General features: G+C 52.1%; 14 protein-coding genes. 7 read left to right on the top strand and 7 right to left on the bottom strand.

Annotated elements, in window-relative coordinates; translation table 11 throughout:
• Positions 1-167: 167 nt before the first annotated feature.
• From addA to spoIIR, 3 genes are all read right to left on the bottom strand, one after another.
• Positions 168-3,719, bottom strand: coding sequence for a helicase-exonuclease AddAB subunit AddA (addA, locus tag HCR03_RS02055; protein WP_187036456.1), 3,552 nt, complete (start codon positions 3,717-3,719; stop codon positions 168-170).
• Positions 3,716-7,054, bottom strand: coding sequence for a PD-(D/E)XK nuclease family protein (locus HCR03_RS02050; RefSeq protein WP_187036454.1), 3,339 nt, complete (start codon positions 7,052-7,054; stop codon positions 3,716-3,718). The genes addA and HCR03_RS02050 overlap by 4 nt, the downstream gene beginning before the upstream one ends.
• 79 nt (positions 7,055-7,133) lie before the next feature.
• On the bottom strand, positions 7,134-7,736 hold the full coding sequence (gene spoIIR, locus HCR03_RS02045) for a stage II sporulation protein R (RefSeq protein ID WP_066650562.1): 603 nt from the start codon (positions 7,734-7,736) through the stop codon (positions 7,134-7,136).
• 111 nt (positions 7,737-7,847) lie between these two features.
• On the opposite strand from spoIIR, the gene HCR03_RS02040 reads away from it, so the two are divergent.
• On the top strand, positions 7,848-8,468 hold the full coding sequence (locus HCR03_RS02040; protein WP_187036452.1) for a hypothetical protein: 621 nt from the start codon (positions 7,848-7,850) through the stop codon (positions 8,466-8,468).
• A gap of 50 nt (positions 8,469-8,518) precedes the next feature.
• Here the strand turns inward: HCR03_RS02040 and ispE are convergent, their stop codons facing one another.
• The 4 genes from ispE to HCR03_RS02020 are packed head-to-tail and all read right to left on the bottom strand — an operon-like array spanning position 8,519 to position 11,882.
• The gene (gene ispE / locus HCR03_RS02035; RefSeq protein WP_166525141.1) at positions 8,519-9,379 is read right to left on the bottom strand and encodes a 4-(cytidine 5'-diphospho)-2-C-methyl-D-erythritol kinase; all 861 of its coding nucleotides are present in this window, start codon (positions 9,377-9,379) and stop codon (positions 8,519-8,521) included.
• Complete coding sequence (locus HCR03_RS02030; protein WP_276529915.1) at positions 9,372-10,556, bottom strand: aminotransferase class I/II-fold pyridoxal phosphate-dependent enzyme; 1,185 nt, start codon at positions 10,554-10,556, stop codon at positions 9,372-9,374. Before HCR03_RS02030 ends, ispE begins: the two co-directional genes overlap by 8 nt.
• Positions 10,552-11,037 carry an Lrp/AsnC family transcriptional regulator gene (locus HCR03_RS02025; RefSeq protein WP_156990911.1) on the bottom strand — a complete coding sequence of 162 codons (486 nt, stop codon included), beginning with the start codon at positions 11,035-11,037 and terminating at the stop codon, positions 10,552-10,554. Before HCR03_RS02025 ends, HCR03_RS02030 begins: the two co-directional genes overlap by 5 nt.
• Positions 11,038-11,069: 32 nt before the next feature.
• On the bottom strand, positions 11,070-11,882 hold the full coding sequence (locus tag HCR03_RS02020; protein ID WP_187036450.1) for a histidinol-phosphatase HisJ family protein: 813 nt from the start codon (positions 11,880-11,882) through the stop codon (positions 11,070-11,072).
• A gap of 207 nt (positions 11,883-12,089) precedes the next feature.
• Here HCR03_RS02020 and HCR03_RS02015 point away from each other — a divergent pair, with 207 nt between their 5' ends.
• The 6 genes from HCR03_RS02015 (at position 12,090) to HCR03_RS01990 (ending at position 17,778) form a co-directional block, all read left to right on the top strand.
• A complete protein-coding gene (locus HCR03_RS02015) occupies positions 12,090-12,359 on the top strand; it encodes an ACT domain-containing protein (RefSeq protein ID WP_066650567.1) in 270 nt (89 codons plus the stop codon).
• A 32-nt stretch (positions 12,360-12,391) separates the two neighbouring features.
• Positions 12,392-13,750 carry a PFL family protein gene (locus HCR03_RS02010; RefSeq protein ID WP_066650568.1) on the top strand — a complete coding sequence of 453 codons (1,359 nt, stop codon included), beginning with the start codon at positions 12,392-12,394 and terminating at the stop codon, positions 13,748-13,750.
• A 208-nt stretch (positions 13,751-13,958) separates the two neighbouring features.
• A complete protein-coding gene (locus HCR03_RS02005) occupies positions 13,959-14,270 on the top strand; it encodes a hypothetical protein (protein ID WP_066650569.1) in 312 nt (103 codons plus the stop codon).
• 6 nt (positions 14,271-14,276) lie between these two features.
• The gene (locus tag HCR03_RS02000; RefSeq protein WP_156990909.1) at positions 14,277-15,323 is read left to right on the top strand and encodes a V-type ATPase subunit; all 1,047 of its coding nucleotides are present in this window, start codon (positions 14,277-14,279) and stop codon (positions 15,321-15,323) included.
• Positions 15,324-15,346: 23 nt separating this feature from the next.
• A complete protein-coding gene (locus tag HCR03_RS01995) occupies positions 15,347-17,299 on the top strand; it encodes a V-type ATP synthase subunit I (RefSeq protein ID WP_187036447.1) in 1,953 nt (650 codons plus the stop codon).
• A gap of 38 nt (positions 17,300-17,337) precedes the next feature.
• On the top strand, positions 17,338-17,778 hold the full coding sequence (locus tag HCR03_RS01990; protein ID WP_066650572.1) for an ATP synthase subunit C: 441 nt from the start codon (positions 17,338-17,340) through the stop codon (positions 17,776-17,778).
• Positions 17,779-17,796 lie beyond the last annotated feature (18 nt).

Genomic DNA, 17,796 nt, shown 5'->3' with positions numbered 1-17,796 from the left:
CGGGCACAACCATCCGCCCGCGCATCAATACCAAGTTTTGCTCCGAAAGGAACAATCAAACGTATTGACCCGTGACGGACAATACCCCACAGGTGGAAATACAACTGTTCAGAGTGTATCCCGCTTTGTTTTACAGTTATTTATTATAAAGACACCCGCCGCTTTTGTCAAGAATTATTTCCCGTACCCGTAATTTCCGCTCCGATGGCAAACGAGTAAAGCATGCATTGCTTTACCCTTTTCCCCGTACAAAGCTCCAATGCGCGCCGGTACCAATCCAGCTGTTCCTCGTATCGCCGCCAAAGCTCCTCCGGGTCTCCCGTGCAGTCCGTCTTATAATCAACGATCACAAGGCCGTCCGGTTCCTCGAACACGCAGTCCGCCGCGCCCTGCAGAATCACAGATTCTTTTGACAATTTCGCGTCCAGTTCCTGGCGCACCTCTCCCGCCGGTATCTCCACAGTGAAGCGAAACTCGCGTTCCATGCGGGCAGAGGCAAGCATCCTCTTTGCGACCCTGCTTTGCAAAAATGTTTGAACAGCCTTCAGGTCAACCGCCTGAGCCTGCGAGGAGGTCAGGTAACCTTCCCGCACCAGTCTGGAAAGCTCCCCGTCGGGAGCGGCCGCCGCCTTCTTGTAATCCGCAAACTGAAGATAGGCGTGCAGCGCCGTGCCGCGCTCCGCGGGAGTCAGGCCGGTTTCGCCCAGAAACGCGGGACGGGCGGACGCCGAGTACCGGGCGGAGAATTTCCCGGCGGCCAGCTCGGACGCGGCAACCTTCGCACGCATGCCGTTCAGTCCGGAATACGGATAGGAATAATTCAGATCTGCCTCCAGTCTGTCAAGCAAAGCGGAATCTGCCGCAGCTTCGGACTTCTCTGTAATTTTCGGCTCCGCGGATTCCTCCGCCCGCGGATGGGTTACATGAATCGCCCAATGCTCCCCGTCCCCCACTGTGATTTCGTCGGACGCACCGGCAATCTCACGAAGAGAGCCGCCGTCCGGATGGCGAAGAGCGCAAAGCAGCAGCCAGTCTGAAATGCAGGACGCGCCGCGCACAACGTAGGGCTGAATCCGAGCCCCGCCCGTTACCCGGGAAGCAAGGGAAGCAAGAGTTCCGCCGGCGTCCGCGAGCGTTGTGACCAGAATCAGTTTCTCTTTCGCGCGCGTCATCGCGACATAAAGCACGCGCAGCTCCTCACTCATTTCATCCCGCTCCTGCTCCAGCCCAACGGCTTCCCTAACCATTGTGGAACAACGGGCGCCGGTGGCCGGATCCTTTAGCCGAATGCCGGGGCCGAGTTCCGGATGCAGCAGAACGTCCGAGCGCTCCCGATGAAAGCTGCGCGAACAGCCGGCCAGAATGCAAATCGGAAATTCCAGCCCTTTCGAGTGGTGCACGCTCATAATTCGCACCACATTGGCCGATTCGCTGATGGTAGAAGCCGCGGAAAGGTCCGCGCGGCTTTTCTGCATACGCTCAATAAAACGGAGGAAGCCGGATAACCCGTTGTAACCGGATGATTCGTATTTTCGGGCGTAGGTCAGCAGCAGGCGAAGATTCGCCAGCCGCAGTTCTCCGTTCGGCATGGCCTGAACCAGATCCGAAAGGCCCGTTGAGTTGTAAACGGATCGGATCAGCCGGTCTGAGGGCATGGTTGCGGACAAAGTCCGAAAACGCTTGATCTCTTCAAGAAATTCGGCGGCTTTCCGGTTTCCGGCCCGCGCAGACGAAGCAACCGCGGGATAAAGCCGGCCCGCGCGGTCATGCAGCCTGATTTCAGAGACATCGTCCGGCGAAAAGCCGTAAATCGGGCTCATCATAACCGCGAGCAGCGGAATATCCTGCATCGGATTGTCGATCACCTGAAGCAGCGACAGGGCGGTGCGGATTTCGCTGGCGGTGAAGAATCCGCCCACCGTATCGGCCCACGCCGGAATTCCAAGTGCCGAAAGCTCCCTTGCGTATTCGTGCGCATATCGGTTGGCGCTGCGGAGCAGAATGCAGAAATCCCGGTAAACCGCCGGCCTTTGCCTGCCGCGGTCCGTTACGGTATGCGAACCGTCCGTCATGGAATAGATCAGTTCCGCGATGCGCAGGCATTCCGCACGGATCATGTCGGAGTCTTTCCGGAATTCCGTTCCGGAAAGATCGATGATTTCCAGATCGGCCGCCGGCTCCTTCTGGGGAGGATAATCGGCGCCGGGAACCAGCTCCTCCGACTTTGTGTAATCCAGCTCGCCCGCCTTTTTGCTCATCAGCTGCCGGAAAACGAAATTAACCGCCCCCGTTACCCCGCTTCTGCTTCTGAAATTGCGGTCGAGAATCACGCAGGCGGGAAACGTTTCATTCTCCGGGTCGTAATCCGGCAAAGCCGCGCGCCGCTTTAAAAAGATCTGAGGCATCGCCTGCCGGAACCGGTAAATGCTTTGCTTGACGTCCCCGACCAGGAACAAATTGGTTTCGTTGCGGGAAATCGCGCGGAAAATCATGTCCTGTGCTTCGTTGGTGTCCTGATATTCGTCCACCATAATCTCTTCATACTGCTCGGAAATCTCCAGCGCGTCCGGAGTCCGCTCGAATCCGTCTTCTGCGGCGCGAACCAGGAGCTTCAGCGCCCAATGCTCCAAATCGCTGAAATCCGCCGCGCGGCGCTCCGCTTTTCTCTGCGCCAGCAGAGAGCCGAACCGCTCCGTAACACGAAACAGCATGCGCACGGCCGGGGCAAGCCGTGACATTTCCTTCGTCCACTCCTCCCCGGAGCCGGAAAACAGAACCGTAAGGCGGCCGACCAAGGACTTGATTTCTTTTCGCGCATTAGAAATTGAATTTTTGAGAGGATCCTCCGAGCGGCCCCGGACCGGCTTGAATTTAGGAAAGGAAAACCCGGCGCAGCGGAGAGAGCAAAGGTCCCAGTCGCCGGACAAAACGCATTCTTTTAAACTCAGCAGGTTTGCAAGATCCGACCGGCAGGCGTCGGAATATGCGGCGTCGAGCTCCTCGTCGCCGCTCATGCGGGCAAGGGAATTTCCGGTAACCGAAATTCCGTACTCCACCGCTTCTTCCGCATAGGAAAGAATCGCACGTCCCCAGACGGATTCTCCCGGGGGGACCGAATCGTCGTACAAGGCCGACTTTTCCGAAAGCCAGCGGTCCGGAAACGGATGGGAACGTACAAAATCGTACAAACGGTTCACCGTTTCGGCGATGCGGCCGTCATCCCGCCCGGATGAAAACTCCTCGACAAAATCAAAAAATTCGGGTTTCGCCGCTTCGTAGAATTCGTCCAGCGTGTCCGAAATGATTTGAGCGCGCAGAACGGTCATTTCCCCGTCGTCCAAAATCCGAAAATCCGGCGAAATTCCCAGTTTAAAGAAATTCTCGCGCACCAGATCGCTGCAAAAGGAGTCGATTGTTCCGATTTTCGCGCGGGAAAGCAGAATCTGCTGGCGCTGAAGCCGGACGTTTCCGGGATCCTTTTCCAACATCCGGGCGATTTCCGCGGCGATGCGGCCGCTCATTTCCGCGGCGGCGGCTTTTGTAAACGTGACGATCAGCAGCCTGTCCGCGTCGATCGGGCTGACCGGGTCGACTATTCGCTCAATAACGCGCTGGACCAGGACGGCTGTTTTGCCGGAGCCGGCGGCGGCGGAAACCAGAAGGGTTCCGCCGCGCGCGTAAATCGCGTTCTTCTGGCCTTGCGTCCAGTTTCTGCTCATGTCGTCTTCCCCCTTTTCGAAAGTTCCGCCAGCACGGCGTCGCGGTCCCATTTCTGCATTTCACGCTCCGGGTCGTCTCTCTCATGGCCGCAGACCGCCCCGTAAGGGCACCAGGCGCAGGCATCATATCCGCCGGACAGCGGAACAGCGGACACATTCCCCCGCTTTAGCTCGGCCGCCATTGTTTCAATCAGGCCGCGGATATATCGAAGAATCTGTTTCAGTTCCCGATCCGTGACCAAATGACCGCTGCCCGACGGAACTCCGTCCTTTAAGGTCACCGGAATAAAAGCGCCCTTTCCGTCCGGCTCCATTGCGGCAACGATGTCCGCGTCGTTCAAAATCAGACCGTCCATCCGAAGCTGCCTGTCCGATTCCTTTTTCAATTTATCGCTTGCGGTCCCCCGCTCCGCAGACGGCGACGGACGGTTTGCGGGCATATACAGAACGCCGGCGGGAAGAATTTCACCGTACCGCCCCTTTCCGTTCTCACACAGTGCGGCAAGGTAAATCAGCATCTGCAGATTCATTCCGTAAATAACGTCTGAAAGGCGGAATTCCTTCTGTCCGGTTTTGTAATCCACAACTCTCAGGTAGGAAGTCCCGCCGCGGGTCATCACGTCGACGCGGTCAATTTTTCCGTCGATGCTTACTTTTCCTCCATCGGGAAGAGGAATTTCCAAAGCCGGCACCGTTTCGCCGATCGGGAGTTCAAAGTCAACGGGTTCAAACCCGCTCTGCGACAGCTCCTGCGCGATACGGCGGGCAATGATCCCCGCGGAATCGGCAATCCGGGTGATCAGATATGTAAATCGCGGGGTTTTGTTGGAAAGGCCGCCGAACCTGGTTTTTACATAATCGTCCATAAAATTCAGAATGGCGGCTCGAAGCCCGTCGTCGTCAAGATTGAAAATAGCTTCGCTTCCGATTTCCTGAAACAGTCTTTGAAGCAGGTAATGCATGAAACTGCCGTATTCCAGCGCGTTGAGTTCGGCGGTTTTCCGTTCGCGGGCGTCGATTCCGTAGCGGCAAAAGTACTGAAAGCGGCACAAATGGTATTTTTCAATCTGTGTCGCCGAAACGCGGAGATCCGAGCCGAAAAGGTCGCGGGCCTTGTCCGCATCCCCGAACAGGAAAGGCCGTTTTTCCGCCGCGTTGGCGACCGAGGCCAGCCGCCGGTCCTTCCCGTAACGATTCATAAGCTCTTTCAAGGTGGCGGACAGCCTGTCGTTCGTACTCCATCTCTGTGCCGCTAGTTCCAGCAAAGGCCCCCGTGCCGAGGCAAAATACGTCTGTTCGAGCAAAAGCTCGTTCCACCGTTCCGCTTTCGGCAGAACAGCCAGCGCCTCCGTTATAACTGTGGAGGGAGAATTCGCCTTTCCTTCCGCATCGGAAACCGGATAGCTGAGATAAAGCTTCCGGGAAGCGGCGCACATGGAAGAATAGGCAAGAAATCGTTCCTGGATCGCGGCGCCCTCCGCCGTGTCGTTCAGCTCCAATCCCAGGTTGATGAGCTCATGGCGTTCCCTGTCGCTGATGAGCCCCCCCTCGCCGGGCGACAGGGGAAATTCGCCCTGCGCGCATCCGACCAGAAAAACGATTTTCGGTTCTTCTGGGCGCGAACGGTCCGCGGCGCCGACGGTTACCTCGTCCAGCCCCTGCGGAATGCTTGCAATGCGGCTGGACAGGATAACCAGCCGCAGCAGTTCGGCGTAACGCGCCGCGGAAATTTCATTTTTTCCGATTACCAGAGCCGTCTGATCCAAAATTTCCATCAGCAGGTCCCAAATGCGCAGTTCCCGGTCCGCCAGCGCCGGATCCCCGCCATCCGAGAGCTGACCGGCAAACTGTTTCAGATTTTCAGCCGCGCCCAGCTCCTCAAGCAAGCGGAACACAGCCGCGGCAATCGATGTTCCGTCCGCGTCCTCCGTCCTTTCAAAAAAATGCTTCAGGGGTCCGACGACCATGCTCCGAAGTCGGTTGATCTCGGAAAGCATTGCTGGATCACCCGGCTTTCGCTCAGCGAAACCCTCCGGGCTGTCCGTCCATTCCTCCAGCCATTTACGGCCGGAGATGTTCCATAAAAACGTATAGTTTTCCAGCAGAGAAATCTGATCCGGTGAAAGGCCGCACAGCCCGGTTTTTAGGTAGAGCAGAATATCGTCGGAGCGAAATCCGTTCTGCGTAATCTGAAACGCGGATAGAACCAACCGCATCAGCGGTTCCGCGTCGATTTCCTCCGGCCTGTCCATAAAATATGGAATTTCCCATTTTTCAAGCGCTTCGTCCAGAATTCCCCGGTAAGATTCGGGATTTCTTGCAATCACCGCAAAATCCCGGTAACGGTATCCTTCGTCAATCACAAGGCGCCGGACGGTAGCGGCGACAAACGCCGATTCATCATAGCTGTTCTTCGCCTCGTAAACGGCGACCGCTTTACTTTCCCCTAAAAACGGTTCCTGATGGGCCGGACGATAGATTCCGCCTTCCAGCGCTTTCAGGTCTTCGCTCTGAAACCGCGCGCCGCCCTCCAAAACATTTGGGGCCGCAACCGGAACTCCGTTTTGCCTTGCGATTCTGACTAAAATTTTCGCGGTTCTGCGAATCAGGGAAAACAGGCCCGCCCCGCATTCCGGATCGTCGAGACGATCCGTGCAAAGGGCAACGCAAACCTCTTTTGCCTGGCGCAAAATCAGGGATAATACGTCGTACTCCTGCACGGTAAAGCTCTGAAACGAATCCACCATGACGGTATAGTCCGAAAAATAGCTGTGTTCGCTCAGGGCGTTTTTCAGCCTTGTCAGATCATCGAGCGGATCGACGAAGCTTTGCGACACCAGCGCGTCGTAAGCGGAAAAGATCAGGGACAGTTCCGATATTTTCCGTTTCAGCGTACCGTCCCGCATCCGCTCCGCGGCGGCGGACAAGTCGCGCGGCGTAACCGCGCACATCTTGAATTCGGCGCATGCGCTGAGAAGAAGTCCGATCAGTTCGGTGCTTTCCGAATTCTTCCGATAGACATCCAGCTGATCTTTGACCTGCTCCAGCGCGAGACTCATAAAAATACTCCGTCCGCCGTCGTCGAGCCGCCGCCCGGCGAAGCCTCCGCAGCCCCGAAGGACCTCGTCCGTGAGCCGTGAAAAGCTGGTTACGGTCACGCGGCGGGCGAGAACCGGCCCCAAAAGCCGGAGCATTGCGCGCTCGTTTTCAAACGAAGCCTGTTCCGGCACAAGCAGCATCAGCCGTTCTTCCCCCGTTTGCGCCAGATTTTTCAGTTTATTCCGGACGGCCTGTGTTTTCCCGCTGCCGGCGCGGCCCAAAACAAAACGCAGCATTTTACGCCCCACTCCCTTTTGAGAAAGTATAGCATAAAACGCCGCGTGAAAAAAGGCCGGCTGAATTTTCGGAATTCGGTTATCGCTGCTCCAGCCACTGCTTGAGCTGTTCGTAATATTCGACGGTTTTAAATTTGATCTGATATCCGCCGCCGTCCCTGACGATTTTCAGCTCCGTCGGATTCAGAACATCCTCCAGCTGCTTTTTGTCCTGCGCCGCGGGCAGACAGAGCTGCGGGAAAATAACGCACCACCAGTTGTGGCCCTTTCCGGAGCCGATGGTGATTTCCAGCGCGTCATATTCACCCGCCGGCAGGGTTACGTCCCCATAGGTTCGGGTTGTAAAATATGTTTTCGCAAGTTTCGCCTCCACAGGGTAATCATATCCCAGCTTTTTGATTTCGTTCTGCGCGGCTTTTTTTAAAAGCGGAAGTCTTTGCCTTACGGCCTTTTCCGCCTCATTGCGGTTGTGAACATCATCCAGCATTCCGGCGCTCTCCTGAAGAATCCGGTCGCGAACCTTCAATTTCAGGCTTTGGTCTTCCTGTGTATCGGAATTTGCAAGAACATGCAGCCGAAGAACCTGAGAAGGAATTTGTTCGCATCCGGCTGTAAATCCTGTGAAATTAAGTAATACGGCAATCACGAATGCCAGGCACAGCGCTTTTCCAAATATTTTCATAAAACAGCTCCTTTTTGATTTGCAAAAGGAGCATTGTCCAAAATTTCCCATTTTATTCTTTTTTCTTTAAAATATTTTTGCTATGATCATAATAAAAAAGGAAGTGTAAAAATGCAGGAATCCTTAATTAATCTGGCGATCGGAGCAAAAGAGCTTTTGTTTCCGGCACAGATCGGCATCGCGACCGCCCTGTTTTGGGGAATCGTCCTTTCTTGTGTCTGTATGCCCCTATTCTTCCGAAAGAAAGAACTTGCACAAAAGCTGAGCATTGCCCTTCTGTTCCTTTACGTCGCCGCGCTGCTGCAAACCGGTCAGTGCCTGACGTTTCGGAGCTTTCTGGTTCCGGACGCAGCTGCGGCGGCAAAAGCTCTTAAAGCTGCGGAATGGAATCCTTTTCTGATTTCCTCCTTCGGCGTCAGCGACCTATTGGCAACTCTGCTCCGCGACCTGCTGCTTTTCATCCCGATTGGGATTCTGATTCCCGCCGCAGACTTCGGAATGCGTCTGGGAAAAATGCTGATTGTCTCACTCCTCGGCGGCATCTGTTTGGAATCCTTTCAGCTGATTGCAAACATTCTGTCACGCTCTGCCGTCAGAAACGTAAGCATAGCAGAAGCAATTTTAAGCGCCGCCGGCTGTCTGACCGGATATCTGATTTTTGCAGGCCTGAAAAAAATTCCGGTTCCGAAACACAAAGCGCGTCATTACGCGCACCCCGGAAAAGCTTTTTAAATGAAAACTGAGAAGAGGAACCCCGGTCAATCCGGAGTTCCTCTTCTTCATCAATCGGGAAAAAACGGCTTGCAGACAAACACATTCGGATAGATTTGCCGCAAATCGTCTGCACAGCTCTTCTCCCGGTCTTCCCGATCAAACAGTCCGAATACCGCCGAACCGGTGCCCGACATGCACGCAGCGGCCGCGCCCGCCTCTAGCATTCGCCGTTTGATTTTTTTAATTTCCGGCAAAGGGACGGTCTTTTCAAAAGCGTTTCCCGTTTGCGCCGCAATTTCTGACAAATCTCCGCGCCGAAGCGCTTCCAGCATCCGGTCCGTATCGCAGCCGAAAAAGGTTCCGCTCCGATCTAATGCTTCATAGGCCTGCTTTGTCCCGATACCGGCTTCCGGCTTGCATACGACGATACGGCAGGGCGGAAGCGGCGGGAGCCTTGTCAATTTCTCGCCGATTCCTTCCGCAAGCGCCGTTCCGTTCAGCAGACAAAACGGCACGTCCGCGCCGACGGTCAACCCGATTTCAGAGAGTTCCGCTTCGCTCAGCGCGGTATGACAGGATCGGTTCAGAAGCCGGAGCGCCGCCGCGGCGTCCGCGCTTCCGCCGCCCAGCCCCGCCTGCCGGGGAATCCGTTTTTCAAGGGAAAAAGAAACGCCGGGATTTTTGAAGCCGGTCGCCTGAAAAAATGCTTCAGCAGCGCGATAAACCGTATTCTCTTTTCCGCAGGGCAATTCTTTCACGCTGCCGGACAGATGAATTTCCCCGTCCGAAGTCTCCGTTAACGAAACACGGTCGGAAAGGGTGATACTCTGGAAAACCGACCGGATCGTATGATACCCATCGGGCAGCTTCCCCGTAATGTCCAGTGTCAGATTGATCTTCGCGTAAGCATTTTCCGTAAAATCAGGCATTGCGGTCACCGGGCATTGTACGGAGAAAATGTTCAATTCTCGACAGGGCCTCTGTGATATGGCGTATGGAATAGGAATAGGAAACCCGGATATATCCTTCCCCACAATCGCCGAACGCATTGCCCGGTACAACCGCTACTTTTTCCGAATAAAGCAGTTTTTCACAGAATTCTTCCGAAGACAGGCCCGTGCTTTTGATGCAGGGAAAAACATAAAACGCTCCCTCCGGCTCAAAACAGCTCAGACCCATTTCGTTAAATCCGTCGACAATCAGTCTTCTGCGCAGGTCGTACTGATCGCGCATCGATATGATATCCCCGTCGCCGTTTTTCAGTGCCTCAATGGCCGCGTACTGCGCGGTGGTAGGCGCGCTCATAATGCCGAACTGATGGAGCTTCGTCATTTGCCGAATAATTTCTTTCGGTCCCGCGGCATACCCCAGCCGCCAGCCCGTCATGGCAAACGCTTTCGAAAAACCGTTGACCAGAACCGTCCGTTCTTTCATCCCGCCGATCTCCGCAAAAGATACATGCCGGTAATCGCCGTAAGTAAGCTCCCCGTAAATTTCATCCGAAAGGACAAAAAGATTATGTTCCTCCACAACCTCTGCGACCGCCTCAAGATTTTCCCGGCGCATAACGGCCCCCGTAGGATTATTGGGGTACGGCAGAATCAGCAGTTTCGTCTTCGGCGTTATTTTGCTTTTCAGTTCCTCCGCCGTCAGCCGAAATTGATCCTCCTGTTTCGTTTCAAGCACGACCGGCACGCCGCGCGACGCGATGGTCAGCGGCTTATAGCAGACAAAACTCGGCTCCGGGATCAAAACCTCTTCCCCGGGTTCGATCAGACTCCGGATCGTCAGGTCGATCGCTTCACTGCCGCCGACCGTTACCACGATGTCCGTTTTCGGTTCGTAATCCAAATGGCAGTGTCGCTTCAGGAACCGGCAGATTTCCTCTCTGAGCTCCAGAAAACCGCGGTTGGGGGAGTACCATGTTTTACCGTCCTCCAGCGATCGGATCCCTTCCTCGCGAACGTGCCAGGGCGTCGTAAAATCCGGCTCGCCGATCGAAAGGGAGATCACATGGTCCATCTCGCTTGCAATATCGAAAAAACGGCGTATGCCCGAAGGCTTCATGTTTTTTACATCGCTGTTGAGCATGCGCTCGTAATCAATCACAGAGCACACTCCTTCTTTCGTCCTTCTCGTCCTCCGTATTAAGAATGACGTTCCCGTCCTTATACCGGGTCAGGATGAAATGGGTTGCGGTGGAAAGCACGGAATCCAGCGTGGAAAGGCGGCGCATGACGAACATGGCGATGTCCTGCATGCTTTTGCCGTGCACCTTGACCGCAAGGTCATATCCGCCCGACATCAGGTAGACGCTTTCCACCTCTTCGAACTGCATGATTTTGTTTGCAATTTCATCGAATCCCCGTTCCCGCTTGGGCGATACCCGCAGCTCAATCAATGCGCTGGCCTTGTTTTTATCGACTTTCTCCCAGTTGATCAGAGCCTTGTAGCCGCGGATGATTCCCGCCTTTTCATAAGCCGCGATTTCGTCTTCTATTTCATTTTCTGTTTTTCCCAGCATTGCGGCGAGCTGTTTTACCGACAGCCGGGCGTTTTCATCCAGAAGAGTCAGCAAACGATCCATTTTTAATACACTCCTTAAACGTACTGTCTTACTTACTCAACCGGAAGATAATGGGGTTTTCTTCCGGTAAAAACCACATAGTGATGAAAACCGGCGCTTCGGATAAGTTTCAGTCCCAGCTCGATTCCGCCGCCGACATCCGCCCAGCGATGAGCATCGGAGCCAAGGGTTATCATCCTGCCGCCCAATTCGCGGTAACGGCGAATCACCGGAGCATCGGGCATGGACGTCCCAAGTCTCTGCCTGAATCCGGAGGTGTTTACTTCCAGAGCGATATTTTTTGCAATCAGCGTTTTTATAACCTCGTCAATTCTGCCCATAAATCTGTCAGTGTGAATATGCAGTCCGAATTCTCCTGCGAGATAACGCCAAGGGTAAGTCAAATGCGCAAGGGAATCAAACTTTCCCCATTCGATCATTTCCAGAATCTCATCAAAGTATCTGTTTAATAGATCGTCAATGTTCTCCGCGGAGTAATCCAAATCAAAAAAATCTTTTTTCCCCGTTATGTTATGCAAAGAAGCGAGAACAAAATCATAATTAAAGCACCCAAGAGCATCTTCCGCGGCGTCCGTGTTCTGCATGGGCTGGCCCAGTTCAACGCCGGAAAAAACATGAAGCCGCCCCTGAAAAGCAGCGGCGGCCTTTCTCGATTCAAAGCAGGACTGACGAATGGATTTATCATACCCATCCGTCCTATAATGATTGCACTCACAATGATCGGTGATGGTAACGGCATAGAACCCGAGGCGAGCCGCGCTTTCACACATCATCATGGCGGAATCGGTCCCGTCCGGAGAACAATCGGTATGGATATGACAGTCTGATATGTATTGAATATTCATGACTTCCTCCAATCCGCTTTTTTTCATATTATTTATAGTATCACAATTCTTTCGGAAATCCTAGATCAATCATCTCCATGTTGGAAGTATGGTCCTTTTCTTTTTTTAAGCAGTTTGACATTCCTCGGGTCAACCGTCGCTTGACAAAAAGGGGGTTTCCGCACATAATAAAATCCTGAATATTATTACACGTTTGGGGGTAACAAAATGCGGGCCGTAATTACAGTAATCGGCAAAGACATGGTTGGAATTCTGGCACGGGTTTCATCCGTATGCGCGGAAAACAACGTGAATGTTGTCGAAGTAACCCAGTCGATTCTTCAGGACCTTTTTGCCATGATCATGCTGGTTGAGATTTCAAAATGCAAAATTCCTTTACCGGAATTATCCGAAGAGCTGACAAAGACCGGTAAGGAGCTGAATCTTTCCGTCCATGTCATGCACGAAGACATTTTTAATTCCATGCACCGCATCTAAGCGGACTCTGGAGGAAGGCTGGAGAAACAATCATGATAAATTCCCGAGATATTCTTGAAACCATTCAAATGATCGACAACGAAAATCTTGACGTAAGAACCATAACCATGGGGATTTCCCTGTTGGACTGCATTGATCCCGACGCGAACCGGGCATGCGAGAAAATTTATGATAAGATCTGCCGGTATGCCGGAAACCTCGTCAGGACCGGCGAAGACATCAGCAGAGAGTATGGAATTCCGATTATCCATAAGAGAATTTCGGTGACGCCGATCGCTATGATTGCGGCGGCCTGCCCCGATAAAAATCCCGTTCGTTTCGCAAAAGCGCTGGACCGCGCCGCCAAAACAACCGGCGTCAATTTTATCGGGGGTTACTCCGCCCTGGTTCACAAGGGCTTCGGACCCGGCGACTACGCTTTGATCGAAAGCATTCCGCAGGCGCTGAGTGAAACGGAGTATGTATGCTCTTCCGTAAATATCGGTTCCACCAAGGCCGGGATCAATATGGACGCCGTTGAAAAAATGGGGCGCGTCGTTCTGGAAACCGCCAAGGCAACCGCTGAAAGGGACTGCGTCGGCGCGGCAAAGCTTGTGGTTTTCTGCAATGCGCCGGAAGACAACCCGTTTATGGCAGGAGCGTTTCACGGCCCCGGAGAGCCCGACTGCGTGATTAACGTCGGGGTCTCCGGCCCCGGCGTCGTTCGAGCTGCTTTGGCTAAAGCGGGAGACTGCAAAATGGATGAAGTTGCCAATATAATTAAAAAAACGGCGTTTAAAGTGACCCGTATGGGCCAGCTAGTCGCACAGGAAGCCTCGCGGAGACTATGCGTTCCGTTTGGAATCATTGATCTATCCCTTGCTCCGACCCCTGCAATCGGAGATTCCGTTGCTCATATTCTGGAAGAAATGGGGCTGGAAAGCTGCGGCGCGCACGGCACCACAGCAGCGCTCGCCCTGCTGAACGACGCCGTGAAAAAAGGCGGTGTCATGGCTTCTTCCCACGTTGGCGGCCTTTCCGGTGCTTTTATTCCCGTCACGGAAGACTCCGGCATGATTGACGCGGCCCGCTGCGGCTCGCTCAGTATTACAAAGCTGGAAGCCATGACCGCGGTCTGTTCGGTCGGACTCGATATGATTGCAGTACCGGGCGATACCCCCTCTGAAATTATTTCCGCCATCATAGCGGATGAGGCGGCCATCGGAATGGTAAATTCGAAAACAACCGCCGTTCGTTTGATTCCGGCAATCGGGAAAAAGGCCGGCGAGGAGCTGAATTTCGGCGGCTTGTTGGGCGGGGGTCCCGTCATGGAGGTCAACCGCTATTCCCCGCTGAAAATGATTCTGCGCGGCGGTAGGATTCCGGCACCGATTCAAAGTCTGAAAAATTGATCAGTTCACAAAATATTCACAAAATTTCACTAATTTTCTTATTGATAAACTCTATAAAAACGGCTTTTTTCGGAATCGGTTTTTTCATTTCTTCAATAATAATTTCTTGTTTATGGTATAATAATGTAAATCACTCAAATAGTACAAGTGATTTTGCATACTCACAGATAATCACCTGTTCATAATAATATACGGGAGGGATTGCCATATGCAGGATCTGATGAAACAGATCATTGACATGGACCGGAAAGCCCGGCAGATTACTGAAACTGCCCAGCAGGAGAAGGTGGATTCCGAAAAAGAAATTCAGCAGAAGCGGGAGGAAATCCGCCAAAAATATCTGGAGGAAGCAAGAAGAAGAATCTCGAAAAACGAGCCGAAGGAACGCGCAGCCGCCGAGGCGGCATGGGTGGAAAAGAAAAAGCAAAGCAAGCGGCTTTCCGATCGGATGGACGAGTTATATCGCGATAAGGGAGATCAGTGGGTTGAACAAATCGTGGCGAAAGTAATAGGAGAGTGAGGAGAGATGCTTTCCGAATTGTCATCAAACGTCGTCCTTTCTAAAGCGCGGGCCATGTACGGAAAAAGGCTGACCATACAGAACTACAACGATCTTCTTGCCTGCCAGTCGGTCAGTGAAGTTGCGAGTTACTTAAAAAGCAACACTGTATATGGTAAGATCCTTTCCGGCATAGAAGAATCGGAAATTCACCGCGGACAGTTGGAAGCGAAACTAAGGCAAAAACTGCTGGAAGATTACGCGTCCCTTTGCCATTACGAAATTACGGTCGGAGAACATTTCTCACAGTATTTTATAGAAAAAAATGAAATTGAACAGATCCTTCACGTCATTCTTCTGCTGGATGCGGGTATGCCTGAGGAGTATTTATTCAACATGCCCTCCTATCTTACGCGCCACACAAAGGTTGACCTGAAGTCTCTCAGCAAAATCAGGAGTTTTGACGACCTTCTCCGCACATTGAGCCATACAGAGTACCGCCGTATTCTGGAGCCGTATCACCCGGAGGAAAACGGCTGGATCAATTATACGGGAATTGAAAGCTCGCTTTACACATATCTGTATTCCAACATGTTTCGTATTATAGAAAGATACACACGGGGCGAGACAACCAAACAGCTGAACGATATTCTAAAATCATATATCGACCTAACAAATTTTACTCGGATTGTCAGACTAAAAATATCTTATCATTCGGATCCGGAATTCATAAAAAATGCTCTTCTCCCCTATGGCACATTCGGCGAACATTTTCTGGATAAAATGATTGAAGCCGATGACGAAGAGAAAATTGTATCCATTTTGGAAACTTCCGAAATAGGCAAAAGGGCGCTGAGATTCGAGCACGATTACGTCGGAGAAATTCCACGTCGCATGAACTTCCGCAACTGCCACCATTATATTGACTTTTCAACACATCCTTCCGTAGTACTGATTTCCTACATCTTTACGAGCGAAGCGGAAATCAGTGATATTATCACGATTGTCGAGGGTATCCGCTATCGGCTGGCAACGGATGAAATCAGGAAACTTCTTATTGTCGTGAATAACTAACCAAGGAAAGAGGGGACATAAGCATGGCCGTTGTGAAAATAAAAATCCTCAATGTGATCGGGAGGATGTCCGAACTGGACGAAGTGACCACAATGCTTGGCAAATCCGGCATATTCCATCCGGATAATGCTCTGGCCTTTTACTCCGACACATCGGAATTCATACCTCTGAACGACGAAAACCCCTATACGGACGCTTTGCATACGCTTGAAGATACCCTGAAGACCATCGACAGGCATGTTGATTTACTGAGCGTGCGTATGGTGGATAAAATTGCGCCAAGCGTCAAAAACTGGCGTTCCTATGTTAAATCTTTTTCTTCCTCCGTTGATGATCTGATAAAAAAGAGGAATGAAATTGACCGGCAGATTTCGGAAGACATCAGAGAAATTGAAAAGGTCAGGCATTTTTCAGGTCTGGATCTTAATCTGGATGACCTTCGTGATTGCAAATTCATCAGAATCCGTTTCGGTTCCCTTCCGGTTGAAAGCTATGAAAAGCTGTCAAGCTACGAAAATAATCCTTACGTTGTCTTTTTCCCGGGAAGCCGTGACGAAGAGCGTTATTGGGGAATGTACTGCGCGCCGATTGATCGGATTGCCGAAGTGGACCGCATTTTTTCCGGTCTGTATTTTGAACGCACCCGTCTGCATGAGCTGACCGGAACCATGAAAACCGCGCTGAGTCAGCTGACAGCCAAGCGCGACGACGAGGCAAACCAAAAAGCTGAGATTAATCGCCAGATTGACGCGCTGTGGAACAAAGAAAAACAGATGGTTCAAAATGTTTATTCCTGGCTCTCGGAAGAATATGTTTATTACAATATCCGCCGCTATGCGGCAAGGTACGGAGACAACTTTATTTTAACCGGTTGGATCCCCGCCGATAGAGAAAACCAAATTCAGGCGCAGATGAACGAATTGGAGACGGTTAAATGTACCTTTGACCGAGCGGAGGAGCCGGAAGTGCTGATGCATTCCCCTCCTGTTGAATTGAACAACAAAAAGCTTTTCAGACCGTTTGAATATTTTGTGGAAATCTACGGCCTGCCATCTTACGACGAAATTGACCCGACAATCCTGGTTGCCATTACCTATTTTTTTCTGTTCGGAATTATGTTTGCCGATCTCGGCCAGGGAATATGCGTGGCGGCAGCAGGCTATATTATGTGGAAAAAAATGAAAATGAAGCTGGGAAGAATCCTGATCCCCTGCGGCATCAGCTCTTCTTTCTTTGGTGTTCTGTTCGGTTCTTTCTTCGGTTTCGAACACTTTTTGGATCCTTTATATCATTCTTTGTTTGGTCTGAGCGAGAAACCGATTTCCGTTATGGAACCGGAAACAACCAATATGATCATTTTGTTTTCCGTCGCACTTGGTATTTCGCTTGTATTGATAGCTATCTTGATCAACATCTATTCCTCTCTGCGAAGAAAGAATTACACAAACGCGCTCTTCGGGCCGAACGGAGTTGCCGGCTTGATTTTTTATGCGTCAATTGTGTTCGGCTTTGGAGGACAAATTCTACTCGGAATTAAAATTGTTACTCTTCCCTATGTTTTATGCCTGATCGTGCTGCCGCTTATTTCGATGTTTTTCCGTGAGATTCTCGGCGGCCTTGCTGAAGCCAGGCCGAACTGGAAACCCGAAAAATGGAGCGACTTTCTCATGCAGAATTTCTTTGAAGTGTTTGAATTTCTGCTGAGCTTTCTGACAAATACCATGAGCTTTATTCGTGTGGGTGCATTTGTTCTGGTTCACGCCGGGATGATGATGGTTGTGTTCATGCTTGCGGAGATGTTTTCAGGCATGGGTTTTGCTGTGGTTGTTCTGGTCGGCAATATTTTCGTTATTGCCCTGGAAGGGCTGTTGGTAGGCATACAAGCGTTAAGGCTTGAATTTTATGAGATGTTCAGCAGGTTCTTTGACGGCGAAGGCCGGCCTTTCCTGCCGGTTGTCGTTCGCCAGGAAACCTGACCTTTTTAGCTACATATTTTCATTAGGAGGAATTATTTATGAATTATCTTATCGTTTCTTTGCCGGTGATTTTTTTAATGGTATCCACGTTTCTTGCCGTACGTGCAGTTAAGCGCGGCCGTAAAAAGCGCAGCGCGCTTGCCGCACAGCTTCTTGCGTTTGCCGCCGTCTGCCTGATTACCTTCGCGGCGCCCGCCGTCGCTCATGCGGCGTCTAATGACGCAACTCCCGCGCAAACCACTCAGACTACCGAAGCGGCCGCTTCTTCCACAGGATTCACGATGCTTGCCGCGGCCCTTTCTACCGGCCTTGCAGCGATCGGCGGCGGAATCGCCGTCGCGGCTTCTGCTCCAGCTGCAATCGGCGCAACCAGCGAGGATCCGAAGGCCTTTGGTAAAGCGCTGATTTTTGTTGCTCTTGGTGAAGGAATTGCGATCTACGGACTGTTAATGTCTATTCTGATTCTGAATAAGGTCTGACCAGCTTAGGAAACGGAG

The organism is Caproicibacter fermentans (assembly GCF_014303955.1).
GTDB classification, from domain to species: Bacteria; Bacillota; Clostridia; order Oscillospirales; family Acutalibacteraceae; genus Caproicibacter; species Caproicibacter fermentans.
The sequence above is the reverse complement of the archived record's forward strand: the minus strand, read 5'-3'. Positions and strand labels throughout refer to the sequence as shown.